The 18342-nt window shown below is 64.4% G+C and carries 15 protein-coding genes; 4 read left to right on the forward strand and 11 right to left on the reverse strand.

The genetic code is table 11. From position 1 onward, the window contains the following. Positions 1 to 101: 101 nt before the first annotated feature. The gene (locus tag BLR92_RS16455; protein ID WP_217636606.1) at positions 102 to 1655 is read right to left on the reverse strand and encodes a DHA2 family efflux MFS transporter permease subunit; all 1554 of its coding nucleotides are present in this window, start codon (positions 1653 to 1655) and stop codon (positions 102 to 104) included. Continuing rightward, positions 1652 to 2746 (reverse strand): HlyD family secretion protein, encoded by a 1095-nt coding sequence (locus BLR92_RS16460; RefSeq protein WP_089730371.1) that lies wholly within the window; start codon positions 2744 to 2746, stop codon positions 1652 to 1654. The genes BLR92_RS16455 and BLR92_RS16460 overlap by 4 nt, the downstream gene beginning before the upstream one ends. A 147-nt stretch (positions 2747 to 2893) precedes the next feature. Here BLR92_RS16460 and BLR92_RS16465 point away from each other — a divergent pair, with 147 nt between their 5' ends. After that, on the forward strand, positions 2894 to 3538 hold the full coding sequence (locus BLR92_RS16465) for a TetR/AcrR family transcriptional regulator (protein ID WP_089730372.1): 645 nt from the start codon (positions 2894 to 2896) through the stop codon (positions 3536 to 3538). A gap of 18 nt (positions 3539 to 3556) precedes the next feature. Here the strand turns inward: BLR92_RS16465 and BLR92_RS16470 are convergent, their stop codons facing one another. From BLR92_RS16470 to BLR92_RS16510, 9 genes are all read right to left on the reverse strand, one after another. Beyond that, positions 3557 to 4138, reverse strand: a complete 582-nt coding sequence (locus BLR92_RS16470; RefSeq protein ID WP_089730373.1) for a hypothetical protein — start codon at positions 4136 to 4138, stop codon at positions 3557 to 3559. Positions 4139 to 4148: 10 nt separating this feature from the next. Next, positions 4149 to 5504: a TRAP transporter large permease gene (locus tag BLR92_RS16475; RefSeq protein ID WP_089730374.1), complete on the reverse strand. Its 1356-nt coding sequence runs from the start codon at positions 5502 to 5504 to the stop codon at positions 4149 to 4151. Continuing rightward, entirely contained in the window at positions 5497 to 6132 is a 636-nt protein-coding gene (locus BLR92_RS16480; RefSeq protein WP_089730375.1) for a TRAP transporter small permease subunit, read from the reverse strand. The genes BLR92_RS16475 and BLR92_RS16480 overlap by 8 nt, the downstream gene beginning before the upstream one ends. Next, positions 6132 to 7220, reverse strand: a complete 1089-nt coding sequence (locus tag BLR92_RS16485) for a TRAP transporter substrate-binding protein (protein WP_089730376.1) — start codon at positions 7218 to 7220, stop codon at positions 6132 to 6134. Before BLR92_RS16485 ends, BLR92_RS16480 begins: the two co-directional genes overlap by 1 nt. 274 nt (positions 7221 to 7494) lie before the next feature. Further along, positions 7495 to 8889 carry a sigma-54 interaction domain-containing protein gene (locus tag BLR92_RS16490; protein WP_217636607.1) on the reverse strand — a complete coding sequence of 465 codons (1395 nt, stop codon included), beginning with the start codon at positions 8887 to 8889 and terminating at the stop codon, positions 7495 to 7497. 93 nt (positions 8890 to 8982) lie between these two features. Further along, entirely contained in the window at positions 8983 to 10218 is a 1236-nt protein-coding gene (locus BLR92_RS16495) for a c-type cytochrome (protein WP_245704243.1), read from the reverse strand. After that, positions 10218 to 10766 (reverse strand): (2Fe-2S)-binding protein, encoded by a 549-nt coding sequence (locus BLR92_RS16500; protein WP_089730377.1) that lies wholly within the window; start codon positions 10764 to 10766, stop codon positions 10218 to 10220. Before BLR92_RS16500 ends, BLR92_RS16495 begins: the two co-directional genes overlap by 1 nt. Further along, positions 10763 to 13594 (reverse strand): xanthine dehydrogenase family protein molybdopterin-binding subunit, encoded by a 2832-nt coding sequence (locus tag BLR92_RS16505; protein ID WP_245704244.1) that lies wholly within the window; start codon positions 13592 to 13594, stop codon positions 10763 to 10765. The genes BLR92_RS16500 and BLR92_RS16505 overlap by 4 nt, the downstream gene beginning before the upstream one ends. 125 nt (positions 13595 to 13719) lie before the next feature. Next, positions 13720 to 14631, reverse strand: a complete 912-nt coding sequence (locus BLR92_RS16510; RefSeq protein ID WP_175488837.1) for a LysR family transcriptional regulator — start codon at positions 14629 to 14631, stop codon at positions 13720 to 13722. Between the two features lie 133 nt (positions 14632 to 14764). Here BLR92_RS16510 and BLR92_RS16515 point away from each other — a divergent pair, with 133 nt between their 5' ends. From BLR92_RS16515 to BLR92_RS16525, 3 genes are read left to right on the forward strand one after another with little or no spacing between them, the layout of a single operon-like run. Further along, positions 14765 to 16159, forward strand: a complete 1395-nt coding sequence (locus BLR92_RS16515; RefSeq protein ID WP_089730380.1) for a uracil-xanthine permease family protein — start codon at positions 14765 to 14767, stop codon at positions 16157 to 16159. Further along, positions 16156 to 17631, forward strand: a complete 1476-nt coding sequence (locus BLR92_RS16520) for an amidohydrolase family protein (protein WP_089730381.1) — start codon at positions 16156 to 16158, stop codon at positions 17629 to 17631. Before BLR92_RS16515 ends, BLR92_RS16520 begins: the two co-directional genes overlap by 4 nt. Further along, the gene (locus BLR92_RS16525; RefSeq protein ID WP_089730382.1) at positions 17628 to 18341 is read left to right on the forward strand and encodes a sulfite exporter TauE/SafE family protein; all 714 of its coding nucleotides are present in this window, start codon (positions 17628 to 17630) and stop codon (positions 18339 to 18341) included. Before BLR92_RS16520 ends, BLR92_RS16525 begins: the two co-directional genes overlap by 4 nt. Position 18342 lies beyond the last annotated feature (1 nt).

Consider the following 18342-nt stretch of genomic DNA (forward strand, 5'->3'; position numbering starts at 1 on the left):
GCACGGAACACAGGAGGCGAGACATAACGGGTAGTTAGGCGAGCCTTCGAGTACCGCGCAACGAAGCGATTCATCGGTGCAGGCATTTATACAGTGGTTCCCTATGCGTCGAGGCGCCGGAGCAACAACACCAGCGGCACGCAGGCCAGATAGATCAACCCCAGCCATAGGAAGATATCGTTGTAGGCCAGTGCTTCGGCCTGCTGAGTAACACGCTGCGCGAGCATGCCGATGGCGGCCCGGTAAGGCTCGGCGACGTGGCCTTCGAACAGCGCCTGATACTGGGCAAGCTCGGCCACGACCACTTGGCGCCCACTATCGACCGCGACGATCAGCTGATTCCAGTGAAAGTCCTCGCGCATGTCGAGCACGGTATCGAGCAACGCCAACCCCACCGCGCCACCCAGGTTGCGCATCACATTGTAGAGCCCGCTGGCATTGCTCACTTCGGCGGCGGGCAGCGTGCCGAGCGCGATGCGCGAGGCGGGTATCAGGCACATGATCAACCCCAGGCCGCGCACCACCTGCGGCCAGAAAAACTGCCAGAAACCGGACTCGACGGTGAGGTTGGCGTTCATCACCGTGCCGGTACCGACCAGCAGCAGGCCGAAGAACAACAACACACGCAGGTCGAGCTGGTTGGACAACTTGCCGATCAGTGGCGCGGCGAAGAACATCGCGACGCCGGTCACCGACATGATCTCGCCGATCTGCAGGCTCGAATAGCCGCGCACCTGACCCAGGAACAACGGCATCAGATAGACCAGCCCATACAGCGCGATGCCGATCACGAAGCCGAGCCCGGTGCCCAGCGCGAAGTTGCGGTTGGCGAAGGCATGCAGGTCGACGATCGGATAGGCAGTGGTCAGCGTGCGGCGAAAGAACCACACGGCCGAGGCCGCGCAGACCAGCGTCAAGGCGAGAATTTCGTGGCTGGCGAACCAATCCTCGCCGGGGCCCTCCTCGAGCACGAACTCCAGCGTGCCGAGAAACACCGCCAACAGCAGCAGACCGATGATATCCAGCCGGCGCGCCGCGTCGCGGTCGCCCTTGTCGATATCGAGAAACTTCCAGGCCGCCCAGGTCACCACGATGCCAGGGATCACGTTGGCCAGAAACAGCCAATGCCAACTGGCGAGTTGGGTGATGTAACCGCCGACCGTGGGCCCGATCGAAGGCGCCATGGTCACGACCATGCCGATCACCGCCTGCACGCTGCCCATCGCGCGACGCGGGAAGATCGAGAAGCTCACCGCGAAGGTGATCGGAATCATCGCCCCGCCCATGAACCCCTGGATGGCGCGCAGCACGATCAATTGCTCGATCGAGGTCGCCAGCGCGCAACCCAGGCTGGCCAAAGTGAAACCGGCACTGGAGATCACGAAGGCAATGCGTGTCGAGAGAATGCGGCAGAGCATGCCCGACAACGGGATCATCACGACTTCGGCAATCAGGTAGGAGGTCTGAACCCACGAGATCTCGTCGCTGCTGGCCGAGACGCCGGCCTGAATCTCGATCAGTGAACTGGCGACGATCTGGATATCGAGCACCGCCATGAACATGCCGAACACCGCGGCGATAAAACCCAGCCGCTGCGGCCAGGGCGGCATGTCGCTGACGCCATGGGCCGAAGACGACGCGACAGCCTCGTTCACGAGGCCGCTTCCTCGCCATGCTGCCCAGCGGCCACTCGACGGTAGGTCGCCGCGCTGTCGGTTTCGCGAGTGTCGATCTCGGGCACCACGGAGAGCCCCGCGCGTAGCCGGTCGAGCGCCTCGTCGGGGCCGGTGACGCGGATCTTCACCGGCACGCGCTGGACGATCTTGTTGAAGTTGCCGGTGGCGTTGTCGCGTGGCAGCAGGCTGAACTGGGTGCCGGTGGCCGGCGCGAGGCTATCGACCACGCCCTCGAAGGTGACATCGGGGTAGGCATCGACGTACAGCGTGACCGGTTGGCCGACGCGCATGCGCGCGGTCTGGGTTTCCTTGTAGTTAGCGATCACATACGCCGACTCCACCGGTACCAGTTGCATCAGCGTCAGCGCGGGTTGCGCCAGATCGCCGGCCGCCACGGTGATGTTGCCGACCACGCCGTCACGCGGCGCACGCAGCCGCGTCTTGTCGAGCTGATGGCGGGCATAGGCCAGATCGGCACCGGCCGCATCGAGGTTCGCCTCGGCGCTCTCGACGCCGGCCTGGTTGACGGCCAGCCGACGTTTCGCCGACACCACCGCGGCGCGGCGTGCGGCCAGCGTCGATTCGGCGATCGCCAGCGCCGCCTGATCGTCCTCGCGGCGCTGGCGCGACACGAATTGGCGCGATGCCAGCGACTGCGAACGCGCCAGATGCTGACGCGCGCGTTCGACCTCGGCATTGGCCGCGTCCACCTGGGCCTTGGCCTCGTCGATAGCTGCCTCGTTCAAGGCCAGTTGACGCTTGGCACGCACCAGCTCCGCCGCCGCCACCGCCTGCTGCGCCTCGGCCTGGGCGACGCGAGCGCGATAGTCGCTGTCATCCAGACGCACCAGCACCTGGCCACGGCTGACCAACTGATTGTCGTCGACCGCGACATCGACCACCCGCGCCGAAACTTGGGCACGCAGCGCCACGCTGTCGGTATGCACGTAGGCGTTGTCGGTCTCCTCGATGAAGCGCCCGACGCTCCACCAGCCGATACCCCACCAGACCAGTGCCACGAGCGCCACCACGACGGCCAGTGCCACTGCTATCTTGCCACCTTGCTTCATGTTCGCCCCCGGCGATCAACCTCGCAGCCCGAGCGGGCCGCAGGTGCGGTCACTCTCGCTTGAAACCCATAGTGTAATGAAGGTTACACTACATATCCATCTCGACTAGACTGATACTCGCACGTTGATTGTTGTCCAGGAGTCAGGATGCCGAAGACCGAGCAGAAAGCTGTGCCTCCCCTGTCCACCCCGCGTGGCGTGGCGCGTCGCGAGCGCCTTTTGGAAGCCGCCCACGACGTCTTTCTCGAGCAGGGTTATGCCGGCGCCAGCGTCAACGAGATCGTCGCCCGCGCCGGAGGCTCGCTGGCCACGCTCTACAAGCAGTTCGGCAACAAGGAGGGGCTGTTCATGGCGGCCCTGGAACGTCATGCGGCGACCGCCTGGGCGGCGCTCGAGGAAGGCCGCCGAGAACACCGGGCGCCGGAACAGGTACTGTTCGAGCTGGGACGGCGCATGCTCGACCTGGTCCTCGACCCGGCCGGAATACGCTTGGTGAGGGGCCTGGCGTTCGAGGCAGAGCGCACCCCGACACTCGGCGAACTGTTTCTCGCCCACGGCCCGGATCGCACGCGCCACGAGCTCGCCGACTACCTGCGCGATCAGGTCGCCTGTGGCCGCCTGACGCTCGACGATCCCCGCGAGGCATCGGGCCTGTTCATGGGCATGTTGCTCGGCGAATGGCACATCGATGCCTTGCTCGGGCGTGAGGTTGCGATCACTGCCGAACAGCGCGATGCCCGCGCCCGGCACTGCGTTGACATCTTCCTACGCGGCACCGAGGCAAAACGCTGACCGGCATCTTGGCCGCGCTCAGGAAGAATACGTCAGCGTCAGCACCTGGCCATTCAATGCGCGCCCCGCGCCACCCGCGAGAAAACGCGCGCAATCGGCCACCGAGGCACTCGATGCGCCTTGCGGGCAGAGCAGATTGACACGAATACCCGACCCGGCCGTATCGGCAAGGCGCCGCACCAGCGCCGCCAGTGCCTCGCGCACCATGCTCGCCGCGTGGCTATCGCCATCGGGCGCTACCGCCACCAAGCGTCCACCGCCACGGCCATGCATCCAGGCGCGAGCGACCTGCAGCAGACTCGATGGACCGGCGACCTGCTCCGCCAGACGCGATTCCAGGGCCACGCTGCGCGGCAGTGCCTGTGGCGCGCAGACCAGCACGTCGAGCCGCCCCAGCCGACTCAGCAGCGTATCCAGCGCGCCCTCGCCGGCCACCACGCCGAAGCGGTCGTCGCGCTCGCCGCCGAGCCCATCGAGCACGTGCTCCAGGCTAGCGGCATCCGGCGTCAATAGCGCCACGCTGGCGCCTTCTTCGAGAAAGGCCCGTGACAGCGACTCGAGCAATTCGCCGCCACCGGCGATCAGCACGCGTTTGCGCATCCGGCGTTCCTTAGATCAGCCCGGGCAGCCACAGCACCAGGGACGGGAAGACGATGCAAAGAATCAGCCCCGTCAGTTGCAGCAACACGAACGGGATGATCGAGCGATAGATGGTGCCGATGCCGATCTGCCCCTGGGTAATGCCCTTGAGATAGAACAGCGCATAACCGAATGGCGGCGTGAGGAAGCTGGTCTGCAGGTTGATCGCCACCAGAATGGCGAACCAGATCATCAGTCCCTGGCCCGACATGCCGTAACCGAAATCGAGCAACTCGACCACCGGGACCAACAGCGGTAGCACCACGAAGCTGATCTCGATCCACTCCAGAAAGAAGCCCAGCACGAAGATGATACCCATCACCAAAAGCAGCAGCCCGTAGGGGCCCAGCCCGGTACCGGTGATCATCTCCTCGATCATCGAGTCGCCACCCAGGCGCTTGAACACCACCGAGAAGCAGGTCGCGCCGATCACCACGAACAGGATCATCGCCGAGGTACGCGAGGTGTCACGCACGGCATCGCGTAAGGTCGCGAAATCCAGGCTGCGCATCAACGCGGCCAGCAGCAGGCTGCCCAGCGCACCGATGGCCGCTGCCTCGGTGGGCGTGGCGATACCCGCCATGATCGAACCCAGCACGGCAACGATCAGCACCACCGGGCCGAGCAGATCGCGCGCCAGCGCCAACGGTAGCGGCGTGGTGTCGGCATCGATGGCGTCGGGATCGGCCAGCGGCGCCCAATCCGGCTTGAGCCGCGCGGTGACCAGCAGGTAAACGATGTACAACACGCCCAGCAATAGCCCCGGTATCAGCGCGGCCTTGAACAGATCGCCCACCGAAACCTGCAGGATCGAGCCCATCAGCACCAGCATGATCGATGGCGGAATGAGAATGCCCAGGGTGCCCGAGGCGGCGATCACCCCACAGGCCATCTCGGGATGGTAGCCCTGCTTGAGCATCACCGGCAGCGCCAACAGGCCGAGCATCACCACCGAGGCGCCGATGATCCCGGTACTCGCGGCCATGATCACGCCAAGCACCGCTACCGACACCGCAAGCCCGCCATGGGTGCGCCCGAACAGCCGCTGCAGAGTCAGCAACAGGCTCTTGGCGATCCCCGAGCGCTCCAGCATCAGGCCCATGAACACGAACAGCGGAATCGCGATCATCAGCCAGTTTTCGATCACCCCACCAAAGATGCGCGAACCGACCGTGCCCAGAAACGGGATCGGGATGCCACCGATGAAGGCGAAGGCGATGCCCAGCCCACCCAACAGGAAGGCCACCGGATAGCCGCTGAAGATACCCGCCAGCAGGGTGACGATCATCAGCAGGGCCAACGCATATTCAGCCACGAATTCAGCCATGCATCGGCTCCTTGTCGGTGTGGGGGGAAGGCAGCCGCGCCGGATCGAAGAGTCCCGCAAGCTTCTCGAGAACCTGCCCGAATGCGCCCAGCGCCAGGAAAACCAGGCCGATGGGCAGCATCGCCTTGATCAGGTAGCGATCGGTCAAGCCGCCATAGTTGGATTGTTCGCCCGACAGATAGGACATCCTGACGAAGTGCTCGGACAGCCAGGCGATCAGCAGGCAGAACGGAATCAACATCAGCAGATGGCCGAGAATATCGACGATCGCTCGACCGCGCGGCGACAGCCTGTGATAGACCAGGTCGACACGCACATGGCTATCGTGATGCAGCGCGTAAGTGCCGCCGAACAGCGTCAGGATGCCGAACAGGTGCCACTGCAATTCGGTCACGCTATTGATGGTCAAGCCATCGCCGAACAACAGCACCTCGCCTTCCCAGCGAGCGATCGTATTGATGCCCAGGAAATTGAGCGCAACCGTGGTGAGTACGGCCAGCATCACCAGCAAGACCAGCCAACTGGTGATGCGACCGACGACCAGCCCCAGCCCGACCAACGGTCGGGCCAGGCCGGCACTCACCGCCGCGCCACGCTCGCGCCAGGGCGCAAGAGGGGCGTGAGGCATCAGCTCTCTCCTTGGGCCGCGTCAACCGGAATGGGCGCGGGTAGTTCCTGCAGCTCGTACCACGCCTCGATCAGCCCGACGTGCTCCATCAATGACTCGTAGGCTTCCTTGAAGGCCGGGTTGTTGGCCATTTCTTCCTTGCGCACCTCGACCCAGGCGTTCTGCAGCGCCTCAATCACCGGATCCGGGAAGCGCCTGACCTCGACACCGCTCTCTTCGAGCTCGCGAATGGTGCGCACCTGCTGCGGCGGCGCCACGGCCATCGACCACTGCAGGGTAGCGCGGCAGGCAGTTTCGAACTGCGCCTTGCGCTCCTCGCTGTACTCGTCCCAGACGGCCTGGTTGACGATCAGCGAGAACCAGCTCGCGCTCTGATGCCAGCCGGGGAAATAGTAATACTTGGCGATATCGTCGAAGCCCATCGCCTTATCGACCTGCGGAATCGAGAACTCGGTAGCGTCGATGCGCCCGCGCTCGAGCGACAGATAGATCTCGCCGCCAGGGATCAACTGCGTCGAGGCGCCGAGCTTGTTGAGCACGCGCGCGCCCAGGCCGGAAATACGCATCGACAGGCCCTCGAAATCCTCGGGGGTGTTGATCTCCTTGTTGTACCAACCGCCGGTTTCCTGCGGCGAGATGAAGCACGGCAACACCTTCACGCCGTAAGGGTCATAGGCTTGCTGTAGCAGCTCGGTGCCCTCGCCGGCCCACATCCATGACATGAAGGCTTCGGGCGACGGGCCGAATGGCAAGGCCCCATACAGATTGGTGATCGGCACCGTGCCGGCCCAGTAACCGATCCAGTCCCAGCCGGCCTGAATGGCACCCGAGGAAACCGAGTTGAACACCTCGAAGGGGGGTACCAGATCGCCCGGCTCATGAATTTCCAGCGACACCTCGCCACCAGTGGCTTTCTGCAACTCCTCGGATAACCGCACGGCGCCGGCGCCGAGGAAGTTCTGGGTCGAGAAGACACTGGCAGTATTGAGCTTCTCGGGCCCGGCGGCCAGCGCCGGCGCAACCATCATCGTGGTCGCGGCCGCGCCGATCGCGACGGCTATCAGGGAACGAGCGAAAACATGTGGCATGACTGACTCCTTGCAGTTGTTGTTGTAAGCCATGAAAGGCTACCAACCCACTAACGCAAGGAGACTGCCAGTTGAACAAATTCTCTTGTTAAACAAAATGTTGCGTATGGAAGGAGATATGATTCGGCACTCCGCAACGGTAGCGTCAAGCGATTGGAGAGGCAGGCACCGAATTACGTCCGGAAATTCGGACGCTTATGTCATCGGCATGCGCGGTGAGTATCGCTCGACGCGTCCGACATTCCGGTCGACGTCCGAAATACCGGAAGCGGCCTCACTTGGTCTTGTCGAGACCATGACGCGCCAGCTTCTCGTAGAACGACGACTTGGCGATACCCAGCCGCCGCGCCGCCTGGGTACGATTGCCGCCACTTACCGCCAGTGCACTCTGCAATGCCTCGCGCTCGACGCGTGCCAACGTCGCCTTGAGCGAGGCTCCCAGCACCGGGGCCGAAGCGTCCCGTTGCCGCAAGGTCTCGGGCAGATCGTCGGCGTCGAGGCGCGCGCCACCCAGGTAGAAAGCCGCTTCCAGGGCGTTCTCGAGCTCTCGCACGTTGCCCGGCCAGCCATGCCGGCACAGGCAGGCCAGCGCCTCGTCACTGAGCGTCGGGCAACGCCGGTCGCGGCGTTCGGCCAGACGTGCCAACAGGTGCCGCGCCAGCACGGGAATATCCTCGCGACGCTCGCGCAGCGGGGGAATTGTCAACGGCACGACGTTGATGCGATAGAACAGGTCCTCGCGAAACTCGCCGCGCTCGACCAGGCTCTCCAACGGCCGATGCGTGGCGGTGATCACGCGCACGTCCACCGGCAATAGACGCGTGGCGCCGACTGCCTCGACCTCGCGATCCTGCAACACGCGCAGCAATTTGACTTGCATCGCCAGCGGCATGTCGCCGATCTCATCGAGAAACAAGGTGCCACCATGGGCAAGCTGGAACTTGCCCGGCTTGCCGCCCTTGCGCGCGCCGGTGAAGGCACCCTCCTCGTAGCCGAACAGCTCGGCTTCGAGCAACTGTTCGGGAATCGCCGCGCAGTTGAGCTTGATGAACGGCCCCTTGGCACGCTCAGAAAGACGATGCAGCGCATGCGCATACAACTCCTTGCCGGTGCCCGATTCGCCACGAATCAGCACCGAGGCATCGCCGGGGGCGACCTTGCGTACCTTGGAGTTGAGTGCGCGAATCGCCTCGCTCTCGCCAATCACGTCGGTCAGTTGCCAACGTGCGCCGGCGCGCGAGTCGAGTGCCTGGCGGTAGTAATCGACTTCCGCCTCCAACGCCTGAACCTGGACGTCCATCTGCCGCCATTCCCAGGTGTCGTGATAGATCACCGTGCCTATCGCGCCGACCACCTGGCCATCGACACGAATCGGGTAACGATCGGCAATCATGTGATGCCCGCGCACCATTTGCAGTTGTGCAATCTCGGCCTTGCCCGACATCACCACCTCGGGCATGCGCGTATTCTCGATCACCTCGGTCACCGGGCGGCCGATCGCCGTCAGTGGATCGACCTCGAGAAAATCGGCGTAAGGCGCGTTGATATAGGCAATTCGCCCCTTGCCATCGACCACCACCAGCCACTCAGCCATGGTATCGAGGCCACGCAGCAACAGCGGCGAGCCCAACTGCGTCATTGCCGCGTCAAGAAGAACTTCGCTGCCCATGCTTGGAATCCGTGTCGTGATCGTCGCCCCAGCATTGCCAGAGACGCCGGCCACGACAAGGCGACCTTGGATGTAGCCCACTCCGGAAGGCGGCTACTCGGCGCTCCGTGCCTCGCTGCGACGCAGCTCGGCGACATCGTCGACGCTGACGTCACCCGGCTGGCCACCCCAGGTGGTACGCAGGTAATTGACGAGTTCCGCCATCTGCGAATCATCCAGTTGCTGCGCGTAGCCGGGCATGGCCTGCATGCGCGCATGACCTGGAAAATCCTGGAGCGGGATGCCATCGAGCAGCACGGCAATCAGGTTGTGTGGGTCTTCCAGGCGCAGGGTCGAGTTGCTGGTCAATGGCACGATGGTATGGGGAATGCCCTCGCCGTTGGACCGATGACAGCCGGAACACAGATTCATATAGGTCAGTCGGGCCGGCGCTGGATCACCCTCAGCCTGCTTCGGATCAGCGCTGGCGATGGTCTCTGACGGCGTCTTTGGCGTCTCGACGCCGGTCAACAGGTAGGAGATCAACGCATCGAGGTCGGCGTCGGTCAGATAACGCGTGCCGTGAATCACGGCGGGAAACATCTCACCGTTGGCGGCACCCAGGCGCGACAGGCCGAGGCTGAGGTAAGACGCCAGCTTGTCGGGCGTCCAGCCGCGCTCCGCCAGCGCTTGCGGTGTGATGTCGGGTGGCCAGATGCGACCGAGGTTGCTGCCGCCGAGGTATTTATCCTCCTGTGTCTGCCCCATGAAGCCACGCGGCGTATGGCACTCGCCGCAGTGCCCCAACGCGGTGGCCAGGTAGCGTCCGCGATTCCAGGTTTCGGAGCGTTCGGGATTGGGCTCGAACGATCCCGACTCGAGGAACAGCAGGTTCCAGAACACCAGCCCCCAGCGCTGATTGAAGGGAAAGTTCAGCTCCGAGTCGGGGGCCTCATGCTCGACCGGCTCCAGGCTCATCAGGTAGTGATAAATGGCGTTGGTATCTTCGCGCGTCAGCAGGCGGTAAGTCGTGTAGGGCATCGCCGGGTAGAGCTGATGGCCATCGCGGGCCTCGCCGGCATGCAGGGCACGGTAGAAATCTTCCTCGCTGTAAAGACCGATGCCGGTCTCGTCATCCGGCGTGATATTGGTGCCGTAGATCGTGCCGAACGGTGTCTTCAGGGGCCGACCGCCGGCATAGGCGGCGCCGCCCTCCGCGGTATGGCAAACGTAACAGTCGGCGGCGCGCGTCAGATAGCGACCGCGCTCGATCACCGAATCATCGGCCGCCTGCCCGGCGAGCGGTATGAATGCCAGACCGACGAGCCCCATCGCGGCGGCGATACGCATCATGCCTCCTTGACCAGGCCGGGCGTCGACAGGATCGTGTCGCGTACCGCTGCTAAGTAACGCACGTAGCCGGTGCAGCGGCAGATGTGGTCGTTGAGCGCATCACTGATGGTGTCTTCCAGCTGATCGCGCGCCACCGGTTCGCGCTGCAGGCGCTCGATGAGTACCGTGGCGGCGTTGACGAAGCCCGGCGCACAGTAGCTGCATTGGAACGAGTAGTGCTCCAGGAAACTCTGCTGGATCGGCGCCAGCGCCAGCACTTCGCCGTCTTCGTCGCGTTGCGCGTGGCCCTCCACGGTGCGGATGCGCCGCCCGTTGAAGTAGTGCGCACCGGTTATGCAGGTACGCATTTCGTGGCTGCTGCCGTCATCCTGGTCGACGATCACGGTGCAGGCGCGACACATGCCTTGCCCGCAACCGAAACGGGTGCCGGTAAGGTTGGCATATTCATGCAGGTAATCGAGCATCATCAGCTCGACCGGGACCTCGATGGGCCCATGCTGTTGGCCATTGATGGTCAGCGCGAGGGGGCGCGTCGCGATGCTCATAGCACCTCCAGGATCTTGTCCGGCGTGATCGGCAGCCGGGTGAAGCGGTGGCCGATGGCATGGGCGACGCCGTTGGCGATCGCCGGTATCACCGGGATCATGACCACCTCGGCCATGCCCTTGTGCGGGTCGCTGTCGGACAGCGGCGGCAGTATCTCGCTGGTTTGCCGCCATACCGCGACGTCTTTCGCGCGCGGTATCCGGTAGCGATTGATGTTCCAGGTACCATTGCCGGGCCCGTCCTCGTAGAGCGGCATGTCCTCGAACAGGGCGTGACCGATGCCCATGGCGACGCCGCCCTGGAGCTGGCCGGACACCAGTTCCGGCACGATCGGGTTGCCACACTCGAGGATCGTATGATGATCGAGCACCTCGACTTCGCCGCTGCCCGTATCGACCGCAAGCGCCACCAGCGTGCCGCAGGCGCTGTAGTACGTCACGCCGGCGTTGTTACGTTGAGTCGGCGGATAATGCACGTTGGCGCGATCGAGCAGATGATAGCCACGCGGGCTGGTCATCGACCGGCGTTTCTGCGAATCCGCGCCCGCCCCGTACTTCAGCGCGAGGCCATCCAGCGGCAGGTTTTCGCGCTGGCCGTCGATTTCGTACTCGGCGGTCGCCCAGGCCCAGCGGTTGAAGGCGTGCGCCATGGCGGCGGTCACTCCGCCCATCTCGTGCGCCCGACGGGCCAGAAACTCGAGCGAAAGCGGCTCCATGCCACTTGCCGTGAGCTTGCCATCGACCCAGCGCGCCTCTTGCTCACGAACCACGTACGGCGCGGCCTGACCGCCGCCGATACCGCGGCTCCAGTATTCCAGCGCCGCCGGCCACAGGCCGTGACGGAAAATAATGCGCGCCGCTTCGATGGTCGGGAACGAGAAGTAATAGGCCGAATTGCTGGCGCTGGAAGCCTGCATCAGCAGTGGCGTCCAGCGCGGGTTGCGGGCCAGGCGATCCTGCTCGTCCTGCGCCATGATGTACGGATTGCCGGAGCTTTCCATTTGCATGTCCGACCATTCGGTCTCGGCGGTACCGATCTCGTCCGCGGCGCGCCCCAGCCATGCAGCGCAGACCGCCGCCTGACCGGTGGCATAGCCGGTGCCCATCTCGGCGCCGATATTGCGCAGGCGAATCCGCCCTTCCGGGGTCAGCTCCACCTCCGAGAACACGCCCTCGGCGCCATGGCCGAAGTCCTTCTGCACGCAGCCGAAGCCAACGCCATAACGCTTGCCGGGATGCGCGGCCTCGTAGGCCTGCTTGCGCTGCTCGCGCTCGGTCCATAGCGGATGTCGGCGCGCCCTGTGCAGAACTTCGCCGGCGCGCGACGCGCCGGCCGGAATCGCGCCCTGGGTATTTTTCATCCCGGCTTTCAACAGGTTGCGCAACCGCAGTTCGATCGGGTCGATACCGAGTTCGGCGGCGAGCTCGTCGATCATCATTTCGGTGGCGGACATGGTCTGCAAGGTGCCGTAGCCGCGATAGGAGCCGGCCTCCGGCATGCGCGAGTAATTCGCCTGCGCAGTCAGGTCGCTGCTCGGGAAGTAGTAGATGCCCTGCGCGGCGGTGGCGCCGACGAAGGCCACCGAGTTGGAATAGTTGGCGCGCCCGCCGCCGTTGGCGTCCAATACCAGCTTGAATATCTGGAACTTGCCGCTGTCGCGCTCGACCGCGATGCGATGGCGCATGCTGAACGGATGGCGCTTCATGGTCGCCTGGAATTGCTCGTAGCGGTCATTGGCCAGGCGCACCGGGTGGCCATCGGCGTAAAGCGCGGCCACCAGGCCGTAGTAGGGGAAGACGCTGGCATCCTTGGACCCATAGCCGACGGTGTACGCCGGATGCAGGAAGAATCGCTTGGACGCGAACCGGGACTTCGCCAACAGTTCCGGCATCCAGCTCGCCAGTTCGGCCGGGGATTGGGTGCCACAGACCACATGCATGGCCCCGCTGGACCGGTCGTACCAGCAGTTGCTGTTGTCGGCCTCCATGGCGAAGTGATCGGTATATTGTGAGTAATACTCGCGCTCGAACACGACCCAACCCTCGGGCGGGCTTGCGAGTTGCTCCTCGATACGGCCCGCGTGATACATCGCCGTTTCGGCGTCCGAGCCGCTTCTCAGGGCTTCCGGCCAGATCGGGTGACGCTTGCGATAGTCCGGCGTCAGTACCGTCTCTTGCAGCGCCGAATACACATCGGGCTGGTATGCATCGTCGTTGCCGACCCGGATATAGCGAAAGGTGCCGTAGGGATCGCGCTGTGGATAACCGGTCTCTTGGCCATAGCGGATGACGTCTTGCTTGAACTTGAGGCGGTTCTTGGCGATGGAATAGCGGGCAAAGTCATGGTAAATCAGGATCGCTACCGGGTAGCCCAGGTAGCTCGGCGTCTGCCCCGTCGCCAGCAGTAGATCGGGACCATAGAATTCCGGCACCACGATCCCATCGCGCTCCAGATCCTGTGCGGTGACCACCCGGTCGGGCAGCAGGTCCTCGGCCTCCAGCCGCGCCAGATCGAAGCCCTCGTAAGTCCGGTCACAGCGGGTGGTGCGCAAGATGAAGGCGTGCGACTGCCGATCCGGCCAGTGCGGCATGTCGCGAGCGCGGATGTCGCGCGCGAACACCTTCGCGCCGGTGACCTTGGAGACGCCATCCAGGCGGAAGCGCATGCGTGCCGCTTCGGCATCCCAGGCCGCATCGGTCGGCGCCAGGATGCCCTCCTCGAACAGGGCCGCGAAGGCCGGGCTGCCGAGGTTCGCCACGTACACCCCCACGCCGGCAACCATGCTGGTTTTCAGAAACTGCCTGCGGGACGGATCGAAGTCGGCCAACATGGTCTCCTGAAGTGGACAGTCAACGCCTTGCCGGGGTTACTTCTCATGTCAGCACAAGGTGCTTCAACTAGCAAAATCTAACGTGTCCGGTATGAGACTCCGCTGCGCGTCGAACTTCTCGATCAAGCCACCGGCTCGATATTGCGCAGCGCCTCGCTGAGTTCCTCCACCAGCACCGCCAGCGCCAGCGACAACGAGCGCTCGGCGGCGCTGCACAGTACCAGCCGGGCCTTGGCGATATTCCTGTCCTGCAACGGCTTGAATACCAGTTCGCCATGTTCCAGCTCACGGGCGATATCCAGCTTGTTGAGAAAGGCCACGCCCAGACCCGCCCGCGCCAGTGACTTGATCGTGAGAATCCGGTTGCAGCCCGCCAGCGGCGTGAGATCGATATCCGAATGCGCCAGCACCTGCTCCAGGGTCGAGCCGCGAAACATCTCGGCGCTCGGCAGGATCGCCGGATAGGGACGGCAGTCGCGAAAGCGCACCGTTTCTTTCTCGGCCAACGGATGCGAGGGAGCGACCACCGCGCCGAAGCCAAGCTCCACCGCCTGGATGAAGCGAATTCGCCGCGTCACCGGCGGGTTCATGCAGATGCCAATGTCGGCCTCGCCGCTGGCGACCTGCTCCAGGATCGTCTCGGTCAGGCCGGTCATCAGCACGAAGCTTACCTTGGGGAAACGCTCGCCGAAGCTGCCGAGCAGCGTTGGCAGTACCTGATCGGTCAACGACTCGACGGTGGCGATACGAATCTCGGCGCAGCCGGTGCCACGGATATCGCCCAGCGTCTCCAGCAAGTGGCGCTCATCGCGCTGCCATTGGCGAATCTGGTAGAGCACCATCTCGCCTGCCGGCGACAGCCGCAGCCCACGCGGCAGGCGCTCGAACAGCGGCACGCCGAGTTCGTCCTCGAGCTTGAGAATCTGCCGATTGACCGCCGATGCGGCGACATGCAAGCGCTCCGACGCCTTGCGTAGCGAGCCCTGGCGGGCGACTTCCTCGAAATAGCGCAGAGAGGTCAGCAACAGTTGCATGGGCATCATCCATAGCCAGGCTTAACGTTGCTTTTTCGGCAACGAAATGAACGAAATATTATTATGGACTAGAACGGTTTCACGGCGCTAGCTTGCCAGAAGCAGCGACAACAACAAACACAGGAAGCTAGCGATGAAAAACACCACCGACCTCCCCGATCCACACCAACGCGCGACCGAACCGGTCGACGAGAAGCTGCCGCTGCGCGCCATGCTGCTGTATGGGATTCAGCACGTGCTGGTGATGGCCGCCGCGCCGATCACCGCGGTGTTCCTGGTCGGCCGCGCGATGGGCTTCGACAGCGACGTAACCGTCGCACTGATGAGCGCGACCTTCCTGGCCTGCGGCATCGGCACCCTGCTGCAGTCGTTCGGCCCGTTCGGTATCGGCGCGCGGCTGCCCTTCGTGCAGGTGCCGGGCGGCGCACCGATCATGATCTTCCTGGCCATCGCCCAGGCCACCGACATGCAGACGGCGACCGGCGCGGTAATCCTGACCGGGGTGTTCTACTTCCTCGCCCTGCCGTTCTTCACCAAGGTATTGAGATTCTTCCCGCCGATCGTGATCGGCACCATGCTGCTGCTGGTCGCGGTCAACCTGATCCGCATCTTCGGTGGGCTGATCACCGGCCAGGCGGGTTCGCCGGAGTTCGCCGACATGACCAGCATCGCCCTGGCGCTGGGCACCATGAGCGCCATCGTGATCTTCGCCCGCGTGTTCACCGGCGTGCTACGACGCATCGCGGTAATGCTCGGGCTGATCGCCGGGGCCCTGGCGGCGACGCTGCTCGGGGTGATGAGCTTCGACAACGTGTTGCCCGGCCCGGTGATTGCCTTTCCCTCGCTGTTCCCGTTCGGCATCCCGAAGTTCGATATCTTCGCCTCGCTGCCACTGATCATCTTCAGCGTGGTGTCGATGACCGAAGCCACCGGCCAGACCATGGCCACCGCCGAGATCGTCGAGAAGAAGGGCGACGCACGAGCCCTGGTGCCGCGTAACATCCGCGCCGACGCACTGGGCTCGCTGATCGGCGGCTGCTTCGGTACCTCGCTGATCATCACCAGCGGCGAGAATATCGGTATCGTGCGCGCCACCGGCATCCGCTCGCGCTATGTGACCGTGGCGGCCGGCTGCATCCTGATTGCACTGGCGCTATTCGCCCCGCTCGGCCGGCTGGCTTCTACTTTGCCTACCGCCGTGGTCGCCGGCACTGCGGTCATCGTGTTCTCGATCATCGGCGTGATGGGTATCAACATCCTGCGCAAGGTCGACTTCAACGAGCACGGCAACATGTTCACCCTGGCCGCGGCACTGGCCATGGGCCTGATCCCCATCGTCGTGCCCGGTTTCTACAGCGCCTTCCCGCAGCATTTGCAGATCATCCTCGGCAACGGCCTGGCCATGGGCACACTGACGGCGGTGCTGGTCAACATCCTCTTCCATCATCTCGGCCATTCCCGCGCCGCCGCGCCGGCGACCAAACAGGCCGATCTTTCGAGCGAACACATCAAGGAAAGCAAGTCATGAACAAACCCACATGGGTTCGCGAAGCGGACGCAAGCGCAGCCGTCGGGCCATCGTCATTCGATGCCGAAAAACTGCTGCTGGTACCGGAGGAAGTGCTGCTGGAAAGCGGTTGTGCCAAGGGCCAGGCGGTGCTCGTCGCGGATGGGGTATTTGCCGAGGTCGACGCGCGCGACGCCTTGATCGCACGCCATCCCGAGCTGACGCCGATCGAGCTGCCGGGCAAACTGCTGATGCCCGGCTTCATCGATACCCACCATCACTTGACCCAGTCGCTGGGCAAGTCGCTGGTGTTCGGCGAGCCCTCCGAAATCTTCAAGCGCATCTGGGTGCCGCTCGAGGCCAGCCTCGACGAGGAGACGCTGCATCTCTCGGCCAAGCTCGCCGCTCTGGAAGCGCTGCGCGGTGGCTTTACCACCGCGGTGGACGCCGGCACCCGCGCCTCGGCGGAGATCGCCAGTATTGCCCATGCCGCCGAGGAAACCGGGCTGCGCTGCGTGTTGGGCTTCATCTGCAACGACCTGGGTGGTAAGGACTCACCCAGGGATGGCGCCGCGATCCGTCGCGACGCCAAGCGCCACCTGGCCCGCTGGGAGGGGCACGCGCTGGTCAAGCCGTCGTTGGCGGTATCGATTCCCGAAGTGGCCAGCGACGCCATGCTCCGCGACGTGGCGGCGATGTGCGCCGAGCGCGGCGCCATCTTCCAGACCCACGTCAACGAGCACTTGCAGGCGGTCGAGCGCTCGCTGGTGGCGCGTCGCCAGCGCCCGCTGGAGCACCTGCACAGCGTCGGCGCGCTGGGTCCGCAGACGCTGATCGCCCACGCCACCCTGGTCACGCCGAGCGAACTCAATCTGCTGCGCGACACCGGCACGGCGGTCGCCTTCAATCCGGTCGCCAGTTCGTGGAAGGGCAATGCCGTAGCGCCAGCGCTACAGATGGCGGCGCTAGGTATCCGCTTCGGTTTGGGCACCGATGGCACGCGCAGCGACGCCTTTCGCCTGCTGGATGCCGCCGAGACCAGTCAGCGCCTGACCGTCGGCCTGGCGAGCGGGGATTCCTCGTGTGGCGGCGGCTGGTTGTGGCTCGATCACGCGACCCGCGCCAGCGCCGATGCGGCTGGGCTCAAGGGGCTGACCGGTGAAATCGCCCCGGGCCTCGCCGCCGATTTTCTGCTGGTGGATATCGATGTGCCGGAGATGACGCCGTCCTGGGATCGCCCGTGGGAACTGGTGCGTTACGCCAATCGCGACCAGATCGACGCCGTGTTCACCAATGGGAAATTGCGTCTATGGCAGGGCTGGCCGGTGGATTGGGATGCCCGCGCGCTGCTGCGTGAGGTGCGTGAGGCGGCCGGCGCCGCGGTGAAACGCGCGCCCATCTACCGCGTGCATCCGGTATCGACGGATCATCGGGCCACGATCAAGGACGACAACGCAGAGATAGCACCCCTGGAAGCGCGGAACCGCTCATGAACGAGATTGCCATCTTCGCCGTGATTGCCGCCGCCACCGGTATCGCCGCCTTCGTCCAAGGCGCGATCGGCATCGGCTTCGCGCTGATCGTCGCGCCGGTGATGGGCTTTCTGCGCCCCGACCTGCTACCGATCGCCTTGTTGATTCTGATGCTGCCGCTCAACTTCTATGTCGGCCTGCGCGAGCGCGACGCCATCGACTGGAAGGGCGTCGGCTGGATCAGCCTGGGACGCCTGCCCGGCACCTTCGTCGGGCTGTGGATCCTGGTCATCATGAGTGCCGCAAGCCTGAATCAGCTGATCGGCGCCTCGGTCGTCATCGCCGTGCTCGCCGCGCTGTTCGCCCCGGTGTTTCATCCACGCGCGGGCTCCTGCATGGCCGTCGGCGCGATCACCGGCGTCACCGAGACGGCGACCGGTATCGGCGGCCCGCCGCTGGCACTGCTCTACCAGCACCGGCCCGGGCCGATACTGCGCTCGACCATCGCCTGCTGCTTCCTGATCGGCGAGATCGTCTCGCTGATCATTCTCGCCGTCGCCGGCCAGGTGCATGTCGACCAGCTACTGTGGGCCATCTACCTGCTGCCGGCGCTGGCCATCGGCAGCGTCGCCAGCCGGATCGTGCATCACCGCATCGACGCCAAGCGGCTGCGCCAGGGCGTGCTGCTGTTCGCACTGGTTTCCGGCGTGCTGTTGCTGATTCCCTATTAGA

Source organism: Modicisalibacter muralis (assembly GCF_900102945.1).
GTDB classification, from domain to species: domain Bacteria; phylum Pseudomonadota; class Gammaproteobacteria; order Pseudomonadales; family Halomonadaceae; genus Modicisalibacter; species Modicisalibacter muralis.

Bases quoted from the DNA above. Each gene is read 5' to 3' on its own strand.
- BLR92_RS16510 (WP_175488837.1), bottom strand. From the start codon at position 14,631: ATGCAACTGTTGCTGACCTCTCTGCGCTATTTCGAGGAAGTCGCCCGC.
- BLR92_RS16485 (WP_089730376.1), bottom strand. From the start codon at position 7,220: ATGCCACATGTTTTCGCTCGTTCCCTGATAGCCGTCGCGATCGGCGCG.
- BLR92_RS16470 (WP_089730373.1), bottom strand. From the start codon at position 4,138: ATGCGCAAACGCGTGCTGATCGCCGGTGGCGGCGAATTGCTCGAGTCG.
- BLR92_RS16460 (WP_089730371.1), bottom strand. From the start codon at position 2,746: ATGAAGCAAGGTGGCAAGATAGCAGTGGCACTGGCCGTCGTGGTGGCG.
- BLR92_RS16480 (WP_089730375.1), bottom strand. From the start codon at position 6,132: ATGCCTCACGCCCCTCTTGCGCCCTGGCGCGAGCGTGGCGCGGCGGTG.
- BLR92_RS16475 (WP_089730374.1), bottom strand. From the start codon at position 5,504: ATGGCTGAATTCGTGGCTGAATATGCGTTGGCCCTGCTGATGATCGTC.
- BLR92_RS16495 (WP_245704243.1), bottom strand. From the start codon at position 10,218: ATGCGTATCGCCGCCGCGATGGGGCTCGTCGGTCTGGCATTCATACCG.
- BLR92_RS16465 (WP_089730372.1), top strand. From the start codon at position 2,894: ATGCCGAAGACCGAGCAGAAAGCTGTGCCTCCCCTGTCCACCCCGCGT.
- BLR92_RS16525 (WP_089730382.1), top strand. From the start codon at position 17,628: ATGAACGAGATTGCCATCTTCGCCGTGATTGCCGCCGCCACCGGTATC.
- BLR92_RS16515 (WP_089730380.1), top strand. From the start codon at position 14,765: ATGAAAAACACCACCGACCTCCCCGATCCACACCAACGCGCGACCGAA.
- BLR92_RS16490 (WP_217636607.1), bottom strand. From the start codon at position 8,889: ATGGGCAGCGAAGTTCTTCTTGACGCGGCAATGACGCAGTTGGGCTCG.
- BLR92_RS16520 (WP_089730381.1), top strand. From the start codon at position 16,156: ATGAACAAACCCACATGGGTTCGCGAAGCGGACGCAAGCGCAGCCGTC.
- BLR92_RS16500 (WP_089730377.1), bottom strand. From the start codon at position 10,766: ATGAGCATCGCGACGCGCCCCCTCGCGCTGACCATCAATGGCCAACAG.